This is a genomic window from Comamonas kerstersii, assembly GCF_002056725.1.
Classification (GTDB): Bacteria; Pseudomonadota; Gammaproteobacteria; order Burkholderiales; family Burkholderiaceae_C; genus Comamonas; species Comamonas kerstersii.
In genome coordinates, this window is record NZ_CP020121.1 from 3,499,463 (window position 1) to 3,518,709 (window position 19,247).

Consider the following 19,247-nt stretch of genomic DNA (forward strand, 5'->3'; position numbering starts at 1 on the left):
GACACCGCCACCATGCACGGATCCATGCTCATGGCCCTGGGCCAGTTCATCTTTGGCCTGGACAGCCTGCCCTACGACGAACTCACCCGCAGCAACAGCTGGCGGCACCCCAGCAACAGCCGCGTGGGCGCCCGCCCTGCCCGCCAGTACGTGGGCAAGGGGGAAGAGACCATCAACCTCAAGGGCTGGATTGCCCCGCAGGAAATTGGCAACTACGGCAGCATTGCCGAGCTGCGCGCCATGGGCGACACCGGGCAGGCCTTTGCCCTGGTCAGCGGCGCGGGGGAGGTGTTTGGCCAGTTCGCCATTGAAAGCCTGAGCGAAACCGGCACCCTGCACGACCGCTACGGCAACCCCACCCGCGTGAGCTTTACCCTGCAGCTCAGCCGTGTGGACGATGACGCCGGTGGCGAACAGGTGCAAGTGAACGAGCGCGGCCAGTTCGTGGCCGTGGCCCCGGGAGAGGAATAGCCCCATGGCCGCAAAGCAGCACCTGGCACCCGACTACCGGCTGGTGGTAGGCGGGCAAGACATTTCCGCCAAAATCCAGCCCCGGCTCATGAGCCTGACGCTCACCGAAGGCCGCGCCAACAGCGCCGACCAGCTGGATCTGGAGCTGGACGACAGTGACGGCCAGCTGGCCATTCCCCGCAAAGAGGCAGAAATTGAGCTGCAAATTGGCTGGCGCGGCCAGCAGCTGGTGGACAAGGGCAGCTTTGTGGTGGATGAGGTGGAGCACAGCGGTGCGCCAGACAAAATCACCATCCGCGCACGGTCTGCAGACATGGGCGGCGAAATCCGCAACCGCAAGGAACGCACATGGCGCAACACCACCCTGGGCGCAGTCATTGCGGACTTGGCCAAAAGCAGCAACCTGACCCACAAGGTGGCCGCCCAGCTGGCCAGCATTGCCGTGCAGCACCTGCTGCAGACCAATGAAAGCGACATGCACTTTCTCACCCGGCTGGCGCGGCAGTATGACGCGGTGGCCACCGTCAAGAAAAAGCACCTGCTGTTCATGCCCATTACGGGCAGCCAGAACGCCAAGGGTGAGCAGCTGCCGCAGATCCACATTACCCGGCGAGACGGTGACCAGCACCGCTGGAGCAGCAGCGAACGTGACGCCTATGACGGCGTGAAAGCCTTCTGGTCAGACAGCGTGAACGGCAAACGCAAAAGCGTGGTGGCGGGCAAAAAGACCGGCAACGTCAAGACGCTGAAAGAGACCTACGCCAGCGAAGCAGACGCCCTGCACGCCGCCCGCGCAGAAATGCAGCGCCTGGAGCGCGGTGCTGCCACCTTTGAGCTGACGCTGGCCATGGGCAGGCCGGAAATCGCCGCCCAGACCCCCATTACCGTGCAAGGCTTTAAGCCTGAGATTGATGGCCAGGGCTGGCTGGTCAAGGAAGTGACGCACACCCTCAATGAGGGGAATGGGTGGACAACGAAGGCGGTGATGGAAGTTTTCTCTAAATACAATTTATGAAAATCATTTACCTTTCTGCATATTCATCATTATTTTTATAAACTCGTTAAATAAATCATTTGTCAATTTGTCAATTTTTTTCTTATATCCTAACAAAAGTCGAATCTTTCTTTCTTCAGAAATTTGACTTGAATCAATGATCTTTTCCATATCAACATCTCTGAATATAACAGAGCCATCAATTAAAAGATTGATATATTTAGCAACGTAATCCTGCATTTCTCTATGCGTTGACTCTAATATAGAATGGTCGAAATTCACTTTAAGAGCATTTGCTAACGCATGTAAATGCACCAATCTATCAAAAAAACTAGAATAATATGAGTTTAAATAATCAGATTTAACCTCATCAAATTGATCATTAATATTAATTCTAACCCATTGACAATAATCCAATAGAGGTTTTAAATATTCCGGATACAGTACCTGTCTTGCCCAAAAATCATCCAATACTGACTTTTTATTATTTCTATCATTAAGATAAACCGGAACAAATATAGCAATAACAAATGACAAAACTGATATACCAAGGCCAATCCATGAAACAGCAGTCGAATCAACACTAGAAATCTTAATTGCATTCTCTTTTTTATCAATAATTTCCATCGGGAATGAATACGACGAATTTTTGACAAAAAAGATTTTTTTATCTTTTCTATGCAATTCAGTTGTTAATGAGTAATCAAACTCACCCTCACTAACTTGAGAAAAGCAACAAAAGGATAAAGTCAAAAAAAAAGCGCCTAAGAGGCGCTGTATAAATTTCATAATCATCCAAATATATTTCTATTCTGCAATGCAAAATCTATATATCCGTCTATTAATTTTTTAATTGAATCTTTTGTTTCAAATGAATATCTATTTTTAAAAGCATCTTTAGTACCTGCAGCAATAATACTTGGACCAAACATACCCAAAAAAAACGAGCTACTAACACTCCACAAACCTGTAGGGAACGTTACATGAACCTTGTCGTTCCCTTGATCAAGCTTATCGATCGACATGAGCTCACGTGCCTGCGTCCCGCGCTCACGCCCAGAGAGGATGCGGCCCTGGAATTCACTAAGGTTTACATTCACAATCTTGTCCATTTCTAGTCATTTGCCTCGACAACAGGGAGGGGCAGCTTGATGCTGATGATGGTACCAGGGAAGGATACATCACTTAAGTGCTGGACGTACTCTTTGTCGGGTCTCTTTGTAAGATCATTGCTAGGGTTAAACGCGATGGCCTTCCGGGTTCCAGACGCTTCAAGGCTATAGGTTCCATCAAAGTAGATGTAGGTACTGCCGGAGATGATAGCCATCTGCGCAGATGCATCTTGCCCATGGAAAAACGAATCCATAAATTCAAAAAATTCTAAAAGCTGAGTAGTTCCAGCTCCTCTCGTACTGTTAGTAGAGTAATTTTTAGAGCTAATGTTTGGCTGAAGAGCCATGATAGTCAGCAGATCATCTTCTTTCCATGAAGAACTGAATAATCTACGCCCAACATGCTCAGACACATAAGGTTTAATTTGACGCCACGTATATCCATCTCTATCCAGCTCTTGAAATGTTTGAGCCATCGTTTTACCAAAATTAATCATGGCAACTTCAAGCACTGGAATCTCTTGTTTAAAATTCAAATAACCTAATAGAGACCAATCTGTCATCCCAGCATGCTCTTCGGCATTGTTAATAATTTCTGCCAAAATTGCACTTAGATGGGTAACTCCATCCTCATTAATTTCAACAGATTTAGTAGCCGTCAAACATCTTGATATATGAAGAATAAAATCTTCTGCAATTTTTTCTCTGGTCTCTGCCACAAGGGGCGTAACCATTTTTTTTCGTTGCGTGACTCTCTTGTCAAAGATCTCAAGTTTTTGACTATCAATAAAATGTAATTGTGCTTCAGGAATATTTAAGTGCTTAGGAGTCCCAATGGCCCTCACAAGGGTCGCCATTTCTTGATTTTTGGGAATAACCCCCTCCAGATCAAGATCTGGAGCCTTACCATCTTCAACTTCATCCTTCATTTCTAAAAGGATAATATCAAGTAGAGCTATTGCTGCAATATCACATGTCGATAATTTAGATTGGTCAATCTTTAAGTGACACTTTTTCTTACGCTGAGCCCCAAATTTTGCAAGCTTCAATATAGCCTTAAGTGTTCTTTTAGGATTATTTAATAAAGAAAAATCTCGAGGAAAAGCAGGTTCATAAACCCTTTTTTCTCTTGCTGAACCAAAGTACCCGCTGCCAATATTTTTAAGAAGAAAAGATCTACTTTCATTTGAAGAAAATTTCCCCCTTCTTTTGCCACTCTCCTTATTTTTATTTTTTCTTTTAAGCTTTCTCATGGCAAATTTAGAATATCTTGCCAAGTATTTTTTTCTTTTTTCTGATATTTTTTTCAAGTGAAACCTCAGATTCTAATAATTATCAGAAATGCTGCATAAGTCACCCGTGACTTACTCCTGCTTCAAAACTTCAGCTGCAGCACTCAGCAGTGCCCGCCCCTTCTCATCACTGTCGCGCCAAGCCTGCAGCAATGCGCGTTCAGCTGGTGCCAGCGTGGCTTCAGATTCGCCAGCGCGTTGGCCTGTAACCACATAAAGAACATCAATACCTAGTCCGGCCATGACAGCAAGAGCTGGGGCGTTGGGCGTGGCTTCACCGTTCTCCCAAGAAGACAGTGTCCGTCTGGAAACGGTGCATGAATCAGCTAAATCAAGCTGTTGCAAGCCAATGCGGATGCGCTCTTCCCTGAGTCGATCCCCATAAGATGCGAAATTCTTCTCTTGCATGTATTGAAACGAGCAGAATTCTGCTCATAATGCGTTTACGTTGTAACAATCTGAGGCCGATAGTACATGACTACATCAGCTCCAACCACCCCCGCCACGATGACGCGCAAGCACTCCGGTTCGGTAGCACGGCTGGTGCATGAGAAACCCATTGCGCTGCGCCTGGAAAAACATGAACTGGAAGAGGCCCATGAAAAGGCCAAGGCCGAGGGCCGCAGCTCCAGCAACTTTGCGCGCATGGTCTACCTGATGGGCATGGCGGAGTACCGCCGCAAGGGCCGTATTGAGCTGACTGCGGCAGACCTGGTGAGCAAGTAAAGGCTGTGCACCATGGCTGGCAACTTCCAATTTCCTGACCGTCATTCTCAAAGCGTTGCGGCTGCTCTGGTTGCCAGCAAGCGCCTGAATGAAGCTGCGGACAAGGCGCGTGCTGGGGAAGGTGTTTCCGCGCAGCGCTGTAACCAGTCAGTACCGGCCAAGCAGTGGAAGGGCACGAACAAGGAGGCCATGCGCCTGCAGTGCCCGCACTGCAAGCACCCTTGCGTGATTCGCACCAGTGAGCAGATCACGGTGCTGACGCGGCAGTCTGTGTATTGCTGCGTGAATGCAGAGTGTGGCCACACTTTTGTGGCCAATACAGAGATTGTGCGCACCTTGTCGCCATCTGCCACGCCAGACCCCAGCGTCAATCTACCCCTTTCCACCCACGTGCGCCGCGACATGCTGCGCGCCCAGCTGGACCACGCGGCCAGCGCCGAACATGTGACCAGCAACACCGCCCCGGTGACGGCTGACCTGTTCATGCAGCAGGGAGGGCCGCCCCCTGACTGATGCCACCTAGCGCCTAAAGCGCCCTCTTTCCCCCCTTCTGAGTTCACCCCGACAGAGCCTGATGCGCAGGCGCTGCGGACTTTCTTACGCCTTTTTTCAGTGAGGTATGCGATGCAACTTGTAGATCAAACCACCTGCAGTGTGATGGGGCCAGTTGTGAGCGTGGCAGAGCCATGTGGTCACTGGGAGACGGTAAGCATATTTTTGCGCGCTATTGATAGACACCAGCGAGCGGCTGAGGTTTTGCGTAACGCTTTTTTAAAAGCGCCGGAAGACAGTGAAGAGGACAAGGTTGCAGCTGATGCGCTTTGGTGGGGCGGTATTGCTTGTGAGCACCGAGTAGCTGATCTTTATTGGAGCCTGCGTTACAGAGGTGGGCTACTGCTGGCGGGTGTTGGCACGCTTGCATTCAAGGCAGCTTTGGCGGCTGAGCCAAAGCCTGTGCAGGAAGGCGGTGCCGCATGAGCCTGTTTCGCATTACCCACGTGGACGAACACCGCACCCGCCGCCGCGTTCAGGTGATGGCCCAGAACTGCCGCCAGGCGCTGCACGCAGTAGAGCAAGAGTTTGGCGATGCCTGGTACGCCTGCGCTGTACGTGTGGAGGAGATGTGATGCCTGCGCAACAAGATCACTTGGCACGCGCTTTGCGCCTCTGTACTGACCATTCAAACAGCGTGGACAGCAGCCATAACAACCAGAGCAATGCACAGACGAGCAAGCTAAGCAAAGAGCGCTCTTCAGCAGCTAATGCAAACCACCTCCAAGTGGCAAATGCTGCAGAGGCAAATAACACGAGCGTTTTCGTAAACGCAGCAAAAAAAGTCTGAACTTCAGCAGTTGGGTGCTGGCGGGGCGCATGCGATGGTGTGTCCTGATTGTTGCAGCACTAACTGGGTTACTTGGTGCCATGAGTGGGCATCCAGCCGGTACTTGGTGTGCATTGGCCTTGTACTTTGTATTGAATGGCTGGGTTCTCGCAAGTTGGCTGTGGTTCAAAGCGCAAAGTGAGGTACAGCCATGAATGCAGCGGTAACCCCTGCGGAGCTGGCAGCCCAGCTCAAGGCTGAGGCCAAGGCGCTCAAGTCGATCAAGCCCAAGAAGCCTGCGCATGAAGGCAAGCCGGTGACTGCGCTGACAGTGCCAGAGATTCGTGAACGGCTGAAAGCACAGCGCAATGAGCTGCTGCGCAGGGCAAGCCTGGGCACGTGGTTTGATGGTGAGAGCCGTGAGTGGGCACGTATTGGCCATGAGCACCGCGTGATGATCATGATGCTGGCCGGTATTGATGGTGATCTGGAAACGCTGGCCTGCCGTGCGTGGCGTGAGTTCACACCCGCTGAGCGCAATGCGGTGAAGGCTGAGATGCGCTTGGCAAAGCGCGTCTTCTCGCAGGTGGCTGCTTTGTGTAGCCGGGTGTGAGGTGAACGATGGCACGCAAGCCTGCACAGCGCGTGATGCGCAGTTTGCCCACCAGCTCACTGAAGGACTGGAAGCGCAACAAGCCTGCACCTTGGATGGCCAAGCGTGCGCTGGAGGCTTTGCTGCGCGCAGTGCCCGAGCAATGGCGCCAGCCTATTGAGCTGAGCGGCCTGGGCAAGCTGGACCTGCACAACCCAGACCCTGCACCGCTGTGGCTGCAGAGCTGGGATGCCATGCAGGCGATTGCGGAGTTTGACGAGCGCTTTGGCCGTGCCAGCAGCTGGAACCTGAGCGACTACGAGATCTGTGAGCTGGCCAAGCGCCTGGTGGCAGAGGCTCAGGAGCTGGATGCTGCCTTGGTGGCTGAGGGCTGCGACGAGGCCGCAAGGCTGGATGCCGTGCGCCTGCTGCTGCGCATGCTGGGTGTGCAGGAAAGCAAACCGCTGCAGGGTGAGCCTGACATTAAGCGTGCCCATGACCCCGCATGGTGGCGGCGCCTGCTGCGCAAGCATGTGGCCCGCGTGGTAGAGGCTGGCAACATCAGGCTGGGTATTGTGAACCGCAAGCACGGCGGCTATGCCAGTGATTGGGCCGTGCGTAACCGACTTGCACAAAAAGAGCGTAACCAAGCCTCCATGAAGCGCAGTCTGTTCAAGAACGAGGCGGGCCAGATCTGGACGCTGGCTGAGCTGGCTGCGCTGTCGCCGTCCAACCCGGTGATTCGTGGTGGTGAGCTGATGACGCGCATTCGCGGTGCCGAAGAGTACGCCGATGCACGCAACCATGTAGGGCTGTTCTTTACGTTTACCGCGCCCAGCAAGTTTCACCCCATGACGGTGGGTGCTGGCGGCAAGCCACGCCCCAACCCCAAATATGACGGCTACAGCACGCCGCGTGATGCGCAGATGTGGTTGCGCAAGTGCTGGGCACGGCTGCGCGCGCACCTGAACAGCAAGCAAATCAAGATTTACGGCATTCGTGTGGCGGAGCCCCACCACGATGCCACGCCCCACTGGCACATGCTGATCTGGGCAGAGACGGAGGCCGAGGCGCGCTATGTAGAGCTGGCGGCCAAGGTGTGGTGGCTCAAAGAGTATGGAGACGAAAAAGGTGCTGCTGTTAACCGCGTCAATTGCAAGCGCATGGAAAGCGGCGGTGCTGCTGGCTATGTGGCCAAGTACATCGCCAAGAGCGTGGGCCATGCTGCTTTGGCTGACCACCTGGACGTGGTGCAGGGCCAGCTGTGGGATGTGGAGCAAAACGACATGCCGGGCCACTGCCGTGTGGATGCGTGGGCCGGTTTCTGGGGGATTCGCCAGTTTCAGCCCATTGGCATGCCCAGTGTGTGCGTGTGGCGTGAGCTGCGCCGCGTGGGGCGTGACCAGATCAACCATCTGCATGCCAGTGGTGACACCACCACGATGCGTGCATGGGTGGCGTGCCACCGTGAAGGAAATATTCAGGCCAATTGGCGGGTGTACATGGAGGCCATGGGTGGCCACTGTGTGCCGCGCAGTCAGGCGCATCTGCGTATGGCGCACCGCCCGCTGCAGCCCGGTGCCTGCAACCAGTACGGCGAAGAATTGCGCACTGGCCGTGTGGTGGGGCTGCAGACGATTCGCGGCCAGTGGCTGATCAGCCGCCGCATGGCATGGAGCCCTGTGGCTGCTGAGACTGAGACGTTCAACCCCGACACCTGCACAGATAGCAACCCCGGCTGTTCCCTCGCCGTAGGCGAGGCACGTGCGGCTTTGCCGCGCGCTTGGACTGGTTTCAATAACTGTAGAGCCCGTCTGACAGGGGCACTGCGCAGAGCACTTTTAGGGCGCGGCAGGCATGAAGCAGAGGACTGCTTGCCCGTCCCGATCCACCGCACGGACGCCGAATGGCGCTCCATCGGTCCTTCCCCCATCCCGTTTTTCTGACCTGAAGCACACAGGAGGAGTAGCGATGCCTGCAAAACGCACCGAACCAAGTCGAAGCCTGCTCGATCAGGCCTCTGGTTTCAAGTACACGCCCGCAGCCAGGACCGATCTGGCCAAGCGCTTTGCGGACATGCGCCGCGCTGCGGCCAAGGCGGAGCGCGAAGCAGCTGCCGCCGCCATGGCTGCGCGGCAGACAGGGCTGGATCTGGAGCTGCCAGCAGCCGCTGGCCGGGTCATTCCCCTCAAGAGCGCTCACGCATAAATCATCAAAAAAATTGCTAACGCTTGCAAACAAAGCGCTAGCAGCTAGCAAAAAAGGAGTTGAAAAACATGAAAGCTGCATCTGTTCTGAATGAGAAGACCTGCACGCGCTGCGGCGAAGACTGGCCAGCAGATCAGGATTTCTTTCACTACGACATCACAAAGGCGGACAAGCTTTCCGATGACTGCCACGCATGCCGCCTGAGCGGCAGTAACAAAAGGCGCGGCACCGCAGGAAAGCTGACCACCGAACTGCAGGGTTTGTTTGCTGCACTTGTTCAAAAAAATGAGCGCTCAGTGCTTGCTGATTAATGAAATAAGGACGAAAAGCAATGAAAAACCAAGAATTGCAAGCGCTAGCCGCTATGAAAACCGAAGTTAGCGCCATGACTTTGCCTTGCATCTTGAAGCGCCTGCAGCGTGAAAAAGCACTGGTGGAAGACGAGCTGAACCAGATGCCCGCTGATTCCTGGTTCAACGTGCGCGGCCGCGAACTGATGAACCGCGAGCAGGAGCTGTTTACCACCCTGCGCGTCCTGGAAGGCCTGGCCGCGGCGCCCATGCAAGTCACCCAGATCACCGAACCTGCCAACTGAATCCACTGAGGAGCAAAAGACTATGAATAAGACTGAAGCCACCCCCACCGCACAAAGCCAGACCAGCATCAGCTCGGCCCCACGTCTGGACACCGCTGGCATTGCCGCCCTGCTCGGCTGCACCCGTCAGCACGTCACCAGCCGCCTGACCAAGCGCGTGGATTTTCCGAAGCCGTTTATCAATGTCAGTCGCAGGATTCGGTACTGGCGCACAAGCGATGTACGGGCTTGGATGGGGAAAGCAAAATGAAAGATTGAACAGTACTAAGAACTTACAGGTGCTCAAGTTGAACCTGGGCATCACCTACTCAATCAAATGAAAGAGAAATTCATTTTGTTTTCAAAATAAACCATGATGATCTTTTTTTAGTATCATGCCCAGACATAACAACGACATCACGACCATCCGTGATCACCTTCAACAAAGCAGAGGAGAGGCGTCATGCTAGCAACACCAAGAGCAACCCCGGATAGAGCTCTCGTCCTTACTAAAGCAACTCTGAATGCAGCAGAGCAACTTGGCTTGACCAGTGCTGAATTGGCTGCTGTGCTTGGTGTTAGTGAGCCGACCATCTCTCGTACGAAGGCCAATAACCGGCCAATTAACCCAAATTCAAAAGAAGGCGAGCTCGCCTTGATGCTGATTCGTATCTATCGCTCTCTTGAGCCGCTGATCGGTGGAGACACGGACAAACGCAGACGCTGGATGAACAGTCACAACAAGGCCCTGCTGGGCATTCCAAGCCAGCTCATTCGTAGGACTGATGGCTTGGTGCGTACCTTGGCTTATTTGGATGGTATGCGAGCAGCATCATGAAGGCTGAAACATGGGATCCTGAGTGGTTGTACTCGCACAGCGTAGCGCTACGCATGGAGGGTGCATGGCGGGGGGTAGAGACCCAGTACATTGCCGCCTCCATGCAACTAGTGGACACACTTGAAGAGCAAGATGTGCTTGAGCAATTGTTGGAGGAAAGCAAGCCTCCAACTATTCAGCCACAGAGCCCAAAGCACTACCTACTTCTAAGTCCGTTCCGTTACTTCCCACAGCACAGCTCTAGGTTCCGCCCAAGCCAACAAAGTGGCCTGTGGTACGGCTCATCAACGCTTGAAGGTGCATGCTCTGAGATCGCGTACTGGCGCATGCGCTTTATTCTTGATAGTGCCGGTTTATCGACAGATGGACCAGTGATGACCTTTCACACCTTTTACCAAGCATCAGTAGAGGGTCTTGCTATCAATTTAATGGATATGCCCTGGTCAACATGCTCACATCTGTGGAAACATACGTCCGATTACAGTGCAACCCACAAGCTCGCAGAAGCTGCTGCTGCTGCGAACATCCAATGGATACAGTACGAATCCGTGCGCGCTCCGACCTGCCCTTTGGCAGCTGTATTTACACCTGACGCCTTGCATGCTACCAATGCAGAAATTGAGAGCTCTAAACAAGAATGGATTTGCAAAGCAACTCGCGATGCCGTCCTAATGCGCCGAAAAGACGGATCAGCTCAATTTGAGTGGCATGAGTAGTCAAATTCGTGCTGCCACGTCCTCCGCAGTCTCCCGGTAGTACGTGTTGTAGAGCATGTTGATATCGGTGTGCCCGCTGATGCGCGCCAGGGTCATCACATCCACGCGCTTGGCCAGCCAGGTCAATGCCGTGGCGCGCAGGTCGTGAAAATGCAGCCCCTCCACCATCACCCGGTCTCGCAGCTTGCGGTACAGCACATCACGGCTGGCATCACTGATGGTGAAGAAGTTGTCCCGGCCAGCTGCTGCTGCTGCAGCATCCAGCATCTGCAGCACGCGCAGGCTGCGTCGCGTCAGTGGCACCTTGCGCACACCAACATGGCCAGCGGTCTTGTGTTCGTTGAGGGTGTAGACGCGGCGCTTGAGATCTACCGTGCTGCGGCTCATGCGCAAGATTTCCCCACTGCGCAAGGCGGTGTGCAAGGCCACCAGCATGGTCCAGGCCGTTTCTTGCATGGGTGACTGTGGTGGCTGCCCATGCGTAACACCGGCATTACGCAACATCAGCCGCACCTCTGACCACGCGCTCGTGCGCCTGCGTGCCAGGCCTTTGGCTGGGAGCTTGATGGACTTCCATGGGCTTTCGCCCGCCCACCGCCACTCTCTGATGGCAATGGTCCAGATGGGGCGGTAAAGCTGCGCTTCACGCAACACAGTGTTGGGCAGCACGGTTTCAAGCCGGGTGTCGCGCCATTTGGCCAGGTCAGTGCCCGTAATTTCGTGCAGGACCTTACCCGTCAGCCATGGGAAATCTCTGATCAGCGAGTCCAGCCGCAGGTTGTCAGCACGCTGGCGGTTGGCTGGCTTTTTGCTGATGACCTCTTTGCGGTACTTCTCAATAGCCTCTTCCAGCGTCCGCTTGGGAAACTGACCACGCGTGCCGGCCAAAATCGCAGCCTCTTCAGCCACTGCCCAGGCCTGTGCCTCAGCTTTCGTCGGCCGCACCGCGGACTTGCGTACCCCGTCGCGCACCACCTCTGCTCGCCAGCCAGTCTTCAATTTTCTGTAGTAAGCCACCCTGCCTCCAACATCTCGATGCGTAATCGCATGCGTACCAAATGCGTAATTTTTGGGTAATTTACGCCAAATTTTGGTGCTGTTCGGTACGTGTGTGGAGGACAGTTCAGGCAAGAAAAAAGCCCGTTTTCAGAGGAGAAAACGAGCTTAGGTACTGTTCAGTTCATTCCAACGAAATTTGTTGGTGGTGCCCCGAGCCGGAATCGAACCGGCACGCCTGTTTTATAGGCGGCAGATTTTAAGTCTGATGTGTCTACCAATTCCACCATCGGGGCTGCAACACAGAGCAAACTCCGTACTGCGCAAACCATTAGCTTAACCGATCTTCGAACATTTTCTGCCGATTTCACGGTTTTTCACGCACTGGGCATTGTGCCTCAGACATGAAAAAGGGAAGCACTTGCTTCCCTTTGAAAATGGAGCGGGAAATCGGGTTCGAACCGACGACCTATACCTTGGCAAGGTATCGCTCTACCAACTGAGCTATTCCCGCATGTGTCTCTGATATCTCAGAAACAAAGAAGCTTATCGACTGACAAGCTCCCTGAAAGAACCTGGAGCGGGAAATCGGGTTCGAACCGACGACCTATACCTTGGCAAGGTATCGCTCTACCAACTGAGCTATTCCCGCATGCGTCTCTGATATCTCAGAAACAAAAGAAGCTTATCGACTGACAAGCTCCCTGAAAAAACCTGGAGCGGGAAATCGGGTTCGAACCGACGACCTATACCTTGGCAAGGTATCGCTCTACCAACTGAGCTATTCCCGCATGCGTCTCTGATATCTCAGAAACAAAAGAGCTTATCGACTGACAAGCTCCCCGAAAGAACCTGGAGCGGGAAATCGGGTTCGAACCGACGACCTATACCTTGGCAAGGTATCGCTCTACCAACTGAGCTATTCCCGCATGTGCCTCTGATATCTCAGAAACAAAAGAGCTTATCGACTGACAAGCTCCCTGAAAGAACCTGGAGCGGGAAATCGGGTTCGAACCGACGACCTATACCTTGGCAAGGTATCGCTCTACCAACTGAGCTATTCCCGCATTTTGGAGGCGCGATCCGGAGTCGAACCGGACTAGACGGATTTGCAATCCGTTGCATAACCGCTTTGCTATCGCGCCATTCCAAGGACCGAAGCCCTAAAACCTTTGGAGCGGGAAATCGGGTTCGAACCGACGACCTATACCTTGGCAAGGTATCGCTCTACCAACTGAGCTATTCCCGCTTATCTAGCGAAGCCTTAAATTCTACAACAGAACTTGTGCATCGCTGCGATGGAATGAATTGTAGCGCAATTTTTTGCTGTTCCAGAAAAAAGCGCTACGTTTTTTATCAATGCTTCACTGCACGCGTTTTTTTGGCCGCTGGCTTAGCTGTTGCAGCCTTGGTCACCACAGCAGGAGCAACCGCTTCCTCTTCCTCTTCCAGAGGAACAGGCATACGTTCCAGTGCGATCTTCAAGACTTCATCAATCCAGCGCACAGGGATGATTTCCATGCCAGTCTTGACGTTGTCTGGAATCTCTTGCAGGTCCTTCACGTTCTCCTGAGGAATCAGCACGGTCTTGATGCCGCCTCGCAGCGCAGCCAGCAGCTTCTCTTTCAGGCCACCGATGGCTGTGACTTCACCACGCAGGGTAATTTCACCAGTCATGGCCACATCTGCGCGTACAGGGATACCCGTCAGCGCCGACACAAAGGCAGTAGCCATGGCAGCACCTGCACTTGGCCCATCCTTTGGTGTTGCCCCATCAGGAACGTGGACGTGGATGTCACGTTTTTCAAACATGACATCCTCAATCCCCAGGGAGCGTGAACGGCTGCGCACCACAGTACGTGCAGCCTCCACGGATTCTTTCATCACATCACCCAAGGAGCCAGTGCGCAGGATATTGCCCTTACCGGGCATCGTCGTAGCCTCAATGGTCAGCAGATCACCGCCCACTTCCGTCCAGGCCAGACCTACAACCTGACCCACCTGGTTTTCCTGCTCTGCACGACCGTACATGTACTTGCGCACGCCCAGATATTCATCCAGGTTGGATGCATCCACCACGACCTTGGGTTTGAGCTTCTTCAGCAGCAAACCCTTGACCACCTTTCGGCAGATCTTGGACAGTTCACGCTCCAGCGAACGCACACCGGCTTCACGCGTGTAGTAACGCACGATGTCCAAAATGGCATCGTCCTTGACTTCCAGTTCTGCTTCCTTGAGGCCGTTGTTGCCAATCTGCTTGGGCAGCAGGTAGCGCTTGGCGATATTGAGCTTTTCATCTTCGGTATAGCCCGACAGACGAATCACTTCCATACGGTCCAACAAGGCCGGAGGAATGTTCATGGAGTTCGATGTCGCCACAAACATCACATCACTCAGGTCGAAGTCAACCTCGACGTAGTGATCGCCAAATTTGTTGTTCTGCTCGGGATCCAGAACCTCCAGCAGAGCACTCGAGGGATCACCCCGGAAGTCCATACCCAGCTTGTCGATCTCATCGAGCAAGAACAGTGGATTGCGTGTACCCACTTTTTCCAGGCTTTGCAGTACCTTGCCAGGCATAGCACCAATGTAGGTACGGCGATGACCTCGGATCTCCGCTTCGTCACGCATGCCACCCAGTGCCATGCGCACGTATTTACGGCCAGTTGCCTTGGCAATGGACTGCCCCAGCGAAGTCTTGCCCACGCCTGGAGGGCCTACCAGACACAAGATAGGCGCCTTCACCTTGTCCACACGTTGTTGCACTGCAAGGTATTCCAGGATGCGGTCCTTGACCTTTTCCAGGCCAAAGTGATCGGCATTGAGCACTTCCTCTGCAGCTTCCAGATCGTGTTTGATCTTGGTTTTCTTGCTCCAAGGCAGACCCGTCAGCACATCAATGTAGTTGCGCACCACCGTCGCTTCTGCCGACATGGGTGACATCAGCTTGAGCTTTTTCAGCTCTGCTTCTGCCTTCTTGCGAGCTTCAGCAGGCATCTTGGCAGACTTGATCTTCTTTTCGATCTCTTCGATGTCTGCGCCATCTTCGCCTTCGCCCAGCTCTTTCTGAATGGCCTTGACCTGCTCATTCAGATAGAAGTCACGCTGGCTCTTTTCCATCTGGCGTTTGACACGACCACGGATGCGCTTGTCCACATTCAGAATGTCAACTTCGCGCTCCAGCTGTTCGAACAGATTCTCAAGACGTTCCTTGATATCTGCCAGATTCAGCACAGCCTGCTTCTGATCGAGCTTGAGCGGCAGATGCGCTGCAATCGTATCGACCAGACGCCCTGCATCTTCAATGCCTGCAATTGAGGTCAGGATCTCGGATGGGATCTTCTTGTTGAGCTTGACGTACTGCTCAAACTGCTGAGACACTGCGCGGCGCAGCGCCTCAACCTCACTTTCCTGCTTGTTTGAGTCAGCACCAGCCTTGACTTCCAGCGGCTCACACTGCGCCATGAAGTGCGACTCTAGGTCCTGCACTTTCAGCAGCTTGGCGCGCTGCTGCCCTTCGACCAGCACTTTCACCGTGCCGTCGGGCAACTTCAGCATCTGCAAGATGGTAGAGATGCTGCCAATTTCAAACAGATCATCAGCACTGGGCTCATCTTTGGATGCGGCCTTTTGCGCGACCAGCATGATGCGACGATCGGCCTCCATGGCCAGCTCCAGCGCCTTGATGCTTTTCACCCGCCCCACAAACAGAGGGATGACCATGTGCGGAAACACCACCACATCGCGCAAAGGCAGCAGCGGCAATTCCACAGTGCTCAAATCAGTTGGTTCTGACATAGAACTATCCTTCCAATCACTGCGCATACGCACAGCAATGCATATTCTTTAGGTAGCAAAACTATCCGGGCTTGCGGTAGCCGATGCGGGCTTTGTCATCACAAAGCCTCACATTCAGACAGTTCATGCTTTCTTTGCAGCTTCCCGGTAAACCAGCAGCGGCGCCTTACCTTCCACAATGGTGGCCTCTTCAACCACCACTTTTTCGACGTTTTCCAGATTGGGCAGCTCAAACATCGTGCCAAGCAAGGCCTGCTCCAGAATGGAACGCAAACCACGTGCACCTGTCTTGCGGGCAATCGCCTTGCGAGCAACCGCAGTCAGTGCAGAAGGTCGCACTTCCAGCTCCACGCCTTCCATGCCCAGCAATTTGCTGAACTGCTTGACCAGCGCGTTCTTAGGCTCTGTCAGGATGCGCACAAGCGCTTCTTCGTTGAGCTCTGTCAGTGCTGTAATCACAGGCAGACGGCCAATCAGTTCAGGGATGATGCCGAACTTGATCAAGTCTTCAGGCTCAATATCCTGGAACAGCTCGGTCAGCGAGCGATTGGCCTTGCTGCGCACTGCAGCGCCAAAACCAATACCAGAGGCTTCTGTACGGTTCTCGATGACCTTTTCCAGTCCCTGGAACGCACCACCGCAGATGAACAGAATGTTGGTGGTGTCCACCTGCAGGAAATCCTGATTGGGGTGCTTGCGGCCGCCCTGAGGGGGTACGCTCGCCATGGTGCCTTCAATCAGCTTGAGCAGCGCCTGTTGCACGCCCTCACCCGAGACATCACGTGTGATGCTGGGGTTGTCGGACTTGCGGGAAATCTTGTCGATTTCGTCGATATAGACAATACCGCGCTGTGCGCGCTCGATGTCGTAGTCGCAGCTTTGCAGAAGCTTCTGAACGATGTTCTCGACGTCCTCGCCCACATAGCCGGCTTCAGTCAGCGTGGTGGCATCAGCCATCACAAAAGGCACATTCAGCTGTCGTGCCAGCGTCTGGGCCAGCAGTGTCTTGCCGGAGCCAGTGGGGCCGATCAGCAAGATATTGCTCTTGGTCAGCTCCACCTCATCCTTGCCAGCCTTGTCTTTGTGATTCAGGCGCTTGTAGTGGTTGTACACCGCCACAGCCAAAGTGCGCTTGGCCTGCTCCTGGTCAATCACATAGTTATCAAGATTGGCTTTAATTTCCGCAGGCGTAGGCAAGTCTCCGCGTGCCTCGCGTGCGCTAGTGTCCGCCACTTCATCGCGAATGATTTCATTACACAAATCAATGCACTCATCACAGATGAAGACGGACGGACCAGCGATCAACTTTTTCACCTCATGCTGACTCTTGCCACAGAAGGTGCAGTAAAGATTTTTTTCGCTGGTAGTGCCTTTTTTCTCGGCCATGTGGACTACGCCTTGTTACGTCAATAGAGTAGAGGATGATAGCAATGTAAAAACGGCGCTACCCGAAGGGGGAAAGCGCCGTTTGCAGCCAATCAGCGCTGAATCATCAAGCGCGCTTTTCAATCACGCTGTCGATCAGACCGTAATCTTTGGCTTCATGCGCAGACAGAAAATAGTCGCGCTCGGTGTCATGCTGGATCTTCTCCAGCGGCTGCCCCGTACGCTCAGCCAGGATCTTGTTCAGACGCTCACGTGTCTTCAGAATTTCGCGCGCATGAATTTCAATCTCTGTGGCCTGACCACGTGCACCACCCAAAGGCTGGTGAATCATGACCTGCGAATTGGGCAGCGCAAAACGCTTACCCTTGGCGCCAGCAGCCAGCAGGAATGCACCCATGCTTGCGGCCATGCCTGTGCACAGTGTCGACACATCAGGCTTGATGAAGTTCATGGTGTCAAAAACTGCCATGCCAGCCGTGACGCTGCCGCCGGGCGAGTTGATGTAGAAAGAAATGTCCTTGTCAGGATTTTCACTTTCCAGGAACAGCAACTGCGCCACCACCAGATTCGCTGACTGGTCGTTGACCTCGCCCACCAAAAAGACCACGCGCTCCTTGAGCAAGCGGGAATAGATGTCATAGGCACGTTCACCGCGGCCAGACTGCTCAACCACCATGGGGACCATACCCAGGCCCTGCATATCCAATGCGCTCATGTTTTCTCCAAACGTGGAAACAGAGTAAATACTGTAACCAAGAAATGAAATGGGGCTTGTGCCCAAAAGCACAAGCCCCGGATCAAGAACTTTTTAGCGTTGCCTTTGTCTGCAGGCAGAACAGCAACGCCTTGTTCAAGTCAGCTGATTAGGCCTGACCCATCAGTTCTTCGAACGACACTGCCTTGTCGTTCACCTTGGCCTTGCCCAGAACGAATTCGGTCACGTTGTTCTCGATCACAACAGCTTCTACTTCAGCCAGACGCTGGCGATCACCGAAGTACCAGCGAACCACATCTTCAGGCTTCTCGTAAGAAGCAGCCAGTTCGTCCACATGCGCCTTCAGCTGCTCGGGAGTAGCTTCCAGGTTGTTGGCCTTGACCAGCTCAGCCACCACCAGACCCAGGCGCACGCGACGCTCGGCTTGAGGCAGGAAGATGTCTTCAGGGATTTCAGCCTTGTCAGCATCCTTGATGCCACGCTGCTTCAGATCTTCACGGGCAGCCTGCATCAGACGGGCTACTTCAGACTGCACGGCAGCCTTGGGCAGATCCAGCTCAGCCACGGACAGCAGTGCATCCATCACAGCTTGCTTGTTGCGAGCTTGCAGGCGGAACTTCACTTCGCGTTCCAGATTCTTCTTGATGTCAGCGCGCAGAGCTTCTACGGAGCCATCGGCAATACCCAGAGACTTCACGAAAGCTTCGTTCACTTCGGGCAGGTTAGCAGCTTCCAGCTTCTTCACGGTCACCAGGAAGTCAGCAGTCTTGCCTGCTACATCCTTGCCATGGTAATCCTCGGGGAAGGCCAGAGGGAAAGTCTTGGACTCACCCACCTTCATGCCGCGCACTGCGTCTTCAAATTCCTTGAGCATCTGGCCTTCGCCAACCAGGAACTGGAAGTCTTCAGCCTTGCCGCCGGCAAAAGCTTCGCCGTCGATCTTGCCTTCGAAATCCACGGTCACGCGGTCACCGTCCACTGCGGCTTCGTCAGCGGCACGCACAGCAAATGTGCGACGCTGCTTGCGCAGGATGTCCAGCGTACGCTCGATGGCTGCGTCGTCTACGTCAGCTGTCAGCTTTTCAACTTCAACGCCTGTCAGATCGCCAATCTTGACTTCGGGGAATACTTCGAAGATGGCTTCAAATTCAGCCTGGCCTTCAGCAGCGCCTTCCTTTTCGGAAATGCGGGGCTGACCAGCAACGCGCAGACCGGCTTCTTGCACAGCCTTGGCGAATTCTTCACCGACCTTGTCGTTCAGCACTTCGTACTGCACGGAGTAGCCATAACGCTGGGCCACAACATTCATGGGCACTTTGCCGGGACGGAAGCCGTCCATCTTCACAGTACGTGCAACCTTCTTCAAGCGAGCTTCAACTTCGCTTTGAATTGCAGCAAGTGGCAAGCTCAGCGTAATCTTGCGCTCAAGCTTTTCGAGGGTTTCAACTGTAACGGCCATGGTGATTCCTAATTCTGGGGAAATAGTGGACTGTGCTGACTGCAGTTCA

The 19,247-nt window shown here is 53.7% G+C and carries 24 protein-coding genes and 8 tRNA genes; 15 read left to right on the plus strand and 17 right to left on the minus strand.

The features are described 5' to 3' along the window. Positions 1 to 12: 12 nt before the first annotated feature. Both B5M06_RS16485 and B5M06_RS16490 read left to right on the plus strand, forming a co-directional pair. A complete protein-coding gene (locus B5M06_RS16485; protein ID WP_338028318.1) occupies positions 13 to 471 on the plus strand; it encodes a phage tail protein in 459 nt (152 codons plus the stop codon). 4 nt (positions 472 to 475) lie between these two features. Further along, positions 476 to 1,486: a phage late control D family protein gene (locus tag B5M06_RS16490; RefSeq protein ID WP_054067021.1), complete on the plus strand. Its 1,011-nt coding sequence runs from the start codon at positions 476 to 478 to the stop codon at positions 1,484 to 1,486. Positions 1,487 to 1,489: 3 nt separating this feature from the next. On the opposite strand, the gene B5M06_RS17195 is transcribed toward B5M06_RS16490, so the two are convergent. Genes B5M06_RS17195 through B5M06_RS16510 form a run of 4 tightly spaced genes read right to left on the minus strand, consistent with a single transcriptional unit; the run spans position 1,490 to position 4,277 of the window. Next, a complete protein-coding gene (locus B5M06_RS17195) occupies positions 1,490 to 2,254 on the minus strand; it encodes a hypothetical protein (protein ID WP_162777450.1) in 765 nt (254 codons plus the stop codon). Positions 2,255 to 2,256: 2 nt separating this feature from the next. Further along, positions 2,257 to 2,577: a hypothetical protein gene (locus B5M06_RS16500; RefSeq protein WP_054067019.1), complete on the minus strand. Its 321-nt coding sequence runs from the start codon at positions 2,575 to 2,577 to the stop codon at positions 2,257 to 2,259. A 2-nt stretch (positions 2,578 to 2,579) separates the two neighbouring features. After that, positions 2,580 to 3,887 carry a hypothetical protein gene (locus B5M06_RS16505; protein ID WP_162777449.1) on the minus strand — a complete coding sequence of 436 codons (1,308 nt, stop codon included), beginning with the start codon at positions 3,885 to 3,887 and terminating at the stop codon, positions 2,580 to 2,582. A 54-nt stretch (positions 3,888 to 3,941) separates the two neighbouring features. Beyond that, positions 3,942 to 4,277: a helix-turn-helix domain-containing protein gene (locus B5M06_RS16510; RefSeq protein ID WP_080025318.1), complete on the minus strand. Its 336-nt coding sequence runs from the start codon at positions 4,275 to 4,277 to the stop codon at positions 3,942 to 3,944. Positions 4,278 to 4,343: 66 nt separating this feature from the next. Here B5M06_RS16510 and B5M06_RS16515 point away from each other — a divergent pair, with 66 nt between their 5' ends. The 13 genes from B5M06_RS16515 (at position 4,344) to B5M06_RS16565 (ending at position 10,844) form a co-directional block, all read left to right on the plus strand. Continuing rightward, a complete protein-coding gene (locus B5M06_RS16515; protein WP_162777448.1) occupies positions 4,344 to 4,595 on the plus strand; it encodes a hypothetical protein in 252 nt (83 codons plus the stop codon). 12 nt (positions 4,596 to 4,607) lie between these two features. Further along, positions 4,608 to 5,108, plus strand: coding sequence for an Ogr/Delta-like zinc finger protein (locus B5M06_RS16520; protein WP_080025319.1), 501 nt, complete (start codon positions 4,608 to 4,610; stop codon positions 5,106 to 5,108). A 111-nt stretch (positions 5,109 to 5,219) separates the two neighbouring features. Beyond that, complete coding sequence (locus B5M06_RS16525) at positions 5,220 to 5,573, plus strand: hypothetical protein (protein ID WP_054067016.1); 354 nt, start codon at positions 5,220 to 5,222, stop codon at positions 5,571 to 5,573. Next, positions 5,570 to 5,722 carry a hypothetical protein gene (locus tag B5M06_RS17200; protein ID WP_162777447.1) on the plus strand — a complete coding sequence of 51 codons (153 nt, stop codon included), beginning with the start codon at positions 5,570 to 5,572 and terminating at the stop codon, positions 5,720 to 5,722. The genes B5M06_RS16525 and B5M06_RS17200 overlap by 4 nt, the downstream gene beginning before the upstream one ends. Further along, positions 5,722 to 5,937 (plus strand): hypothetical protein, encoded by a 216-nt coding sequence (locus B5M06_RS17205; protein ID WP_162777446.1) that lies wholly within the window; start codon positions 5,722 to 5,724, stop codon positions 5,935 to 5,937. The genes B5M06_RS17200 and B5M06_RS17205 overlap by 1 nt, the downstream gene beginning before the upstream one ends. 190 nt (positions 5,938 to 6,127) lie before the next feature. After that, complete coding sequence (locus B5M06_RS16530) at positions 6,128 to 6,529, plus strand: hypothetical protein (RefSeq protein WP_054067015.1); 402 nt, start codon at positions 6,128 to 6,130, stop codon at positions 6,527 to 6,529. Positions 6,530 to 6,537: 8 nt separating this feature from the next. Next, on the plus strand, positions 6,538 to 8,454 hold the full coding sequence (locus B5M06_RS16535; protein WP_054067014.1) for a replication endonuclease: 1,917 nt from the start codon (positions 6,538 to 6,540) through the stop codon (positions 8,452 to 8,454). 25 nt (positions 8,455 to 8,479) lie between these two features. Further along, complete coding sequence (locus tag B5M06_RS16540) at positions 8,480 to 8,716, plus strand: hypothetical protein (RefSeq protein ID WP_054067013.1); 237 nt, start codon at positions 8,480 to 8,482, stop codon at positions 8,714 to 8,716. A gap of 68 nt (positions 8,717 to 8,784) precedes the next feature. Then, positions 8,785 to 9,027, plus strand: a complete 243-nt coding sequence (locus B5M06_RS16545) for a hypothetical protein (RefSeq protein ID WP_162777445.1) — start codon at positions 8,785 to 8,787, stop codon at positions 9,025 to 9,027. Between the two features lie 53 nt (positions 9,028 to 9,080). Then, positions 9,081 to 9,311 (plus strand): hypothetical protein, encoded by a 231-nt coding sequence (locus tag B5M06_RS16550; protein WP_162781742.1) that lies wholly within the window; start codon positions 9,081 to 9,083, stop codon positions 9,309 to 9,311. A gap of 22 nt (positions 9,312 to 9,333) precedes the next feature. Next, entirely contained in the window at positions 9,334 to 9,561 is a 228-nt protein-coding gene (locus tag B5M06_RS16555) for a helix-turn-helix transcriptional regulator (RefSeq protein WP_054067010.1), read from the plus strand. Between the two features lie 192 nt (positions 9,562 to 9,753). After that, positions 9,754 to 10,128, plus strand: a complete 375-nt coding sequence (locus B5M06_RS16560; protein WP_080025320.1) for an MbcA/ParS/Xre antitoxin family protein — start codon at positions 9,754 to 9,756, stop codon at positions 10,126 to 10,128. Next, the gene (locus B5M06_RS16565; protein WP_054067009.1) at positions 10,125 to 10,844 is read left to right on the plus strand and encodes an RES family NAD+ phosphorylase; all 720 of its coding nucleotides are present in this window, start codon (positions 10,125 to 10,127) and stop codon (positions 10,842 to 10,844) included. The genes B5M06_RS16560 and B5M06_RS16565 overlap by 4 nt, the downstream gene beginning before the upstream one ends. On the opposite strand, the gene B5M06_RS16570 is transcribed toward B5M06_RS16565, so the two are convergent. The 13 genes from B5M06_RS16570 to tig form a co-directional block, all read right to left on the minus strand. Next, positions 10,845 to 11,816: a site-specific integrase gene (locus tag B5M06_RS16570; protein WP_240183963.1), complete on the minus strand. Its 972-nt coding sequence runs from the start codon at positions 11,814 to 11,816 to the stop codon at positions 10,845 to 10,847. It lies immediately after the preceding gene. Between the two features lie 230 nt (positions 11,817 to 12,046). After that, positions 12,047 to 12,136 (minus strand) — tRNA-Leu (locus tag B5M06_RS16575). Between the two features lie 142 nt (positions 12,137 to 12,278). Further along, positions 12,279 to 12,354 (minus strand) — tRNA-Gly (locus B5M06_RS16580). Between the two features lie 62 nt (positions 12,355 to 12,416). After that, a tRNA-Gly gene (locus tag B5M06_RS16585) sits at positions 12,417 to 12,492 on the minus strand. A gap of 63 nt (positions 12,493 to 12,555) precedes the next feature. After that, positions 12,556 to 12,631 (minus strand) — tRNA-Gly (locus B5M06_RS16590). Positions 12,632 to 12,693: 62 nt separating this feature from the next. Further along, positions 12,694 to 12,769, minus strand: a tRNA-Gly gene (locus tag B5M06_RS16595). A 62-nt stretch (positions 12,770 to 12,831) separates the two neighbouring features. Continuing rightward, positions 12,832 to 12,907: transfer RNA gene (locus B5M06_RS16600), tRNA-Gly, on the minus strand. Positions 12,908 to 12,911: 4 nt separating this feature from the next. Next, positions 12,912 to 12,985, minus strand: a tRNA-Cys gene (locus B5M06_RS16605). Between the two features lie 28 nt (positions 12,986 to 13,013). Beyond that, positions 13,014 to 13,089: transfer RNA gene (locus B5M06_RS16610), tRNA-Gly, on the minus strand. Between the two features lie 107 nt (positions 13,090 to 13,196). Further along, positions 13,197 to 15,638 carry an endopeptidase La gene (gene lon / locus B5M06_RS16615; protein WP_054067007.1) on the minus strand — a complete coding sequence of 814 codons (2,442 nt, stop codon included), beginning with the start codon at positions 15,636 to 15,638 and terminating at the stop codon, positions 13,197 to 13,199. A 123-nt stretch (positions 15,639 to 15,761) separates the two neighbouring features. Next, positions 15,762 to 17,024, minus strand: coding sequence for an ATP-dependent Clp protease ATP-binding subunit ClpX (gene clpX, locus B5M06_RS16620; protein WP_054067006.1), 1,263 nt, complete (start codon positions 17,022 to 17,024; stop codon positions 15,762 to 15,764). 106 nt (positions 17,025 to 17,130) lie between these two features. After that, a complete protein-coding gene (gene clpP, locus B5M06_RS16625; RefSeq protein ID WP_054067005.1) occupies positions 17,131 to 17,739 on the minus strand; it encodes an ATP-dependent Clp endopeptidase proteolytic subunit ClpP in 609 nt (202 codons plus the stop codon). 148 nt (positions 17,740 to 17,887) lie between these two features. Next, complete coding sequence (gene tig / locus B5M06_RS16630; RefSeq protein ID WP_054067004.1) at positions 17,888 to 19,198, minus strand: trigger factor; 1,311 nt, start codon at positions 19,196 to 19,198, stop codon at positions 17,888 to 17,890. Positions 19,199 to 19,247 lie beyond the last annotated feature (49 nt).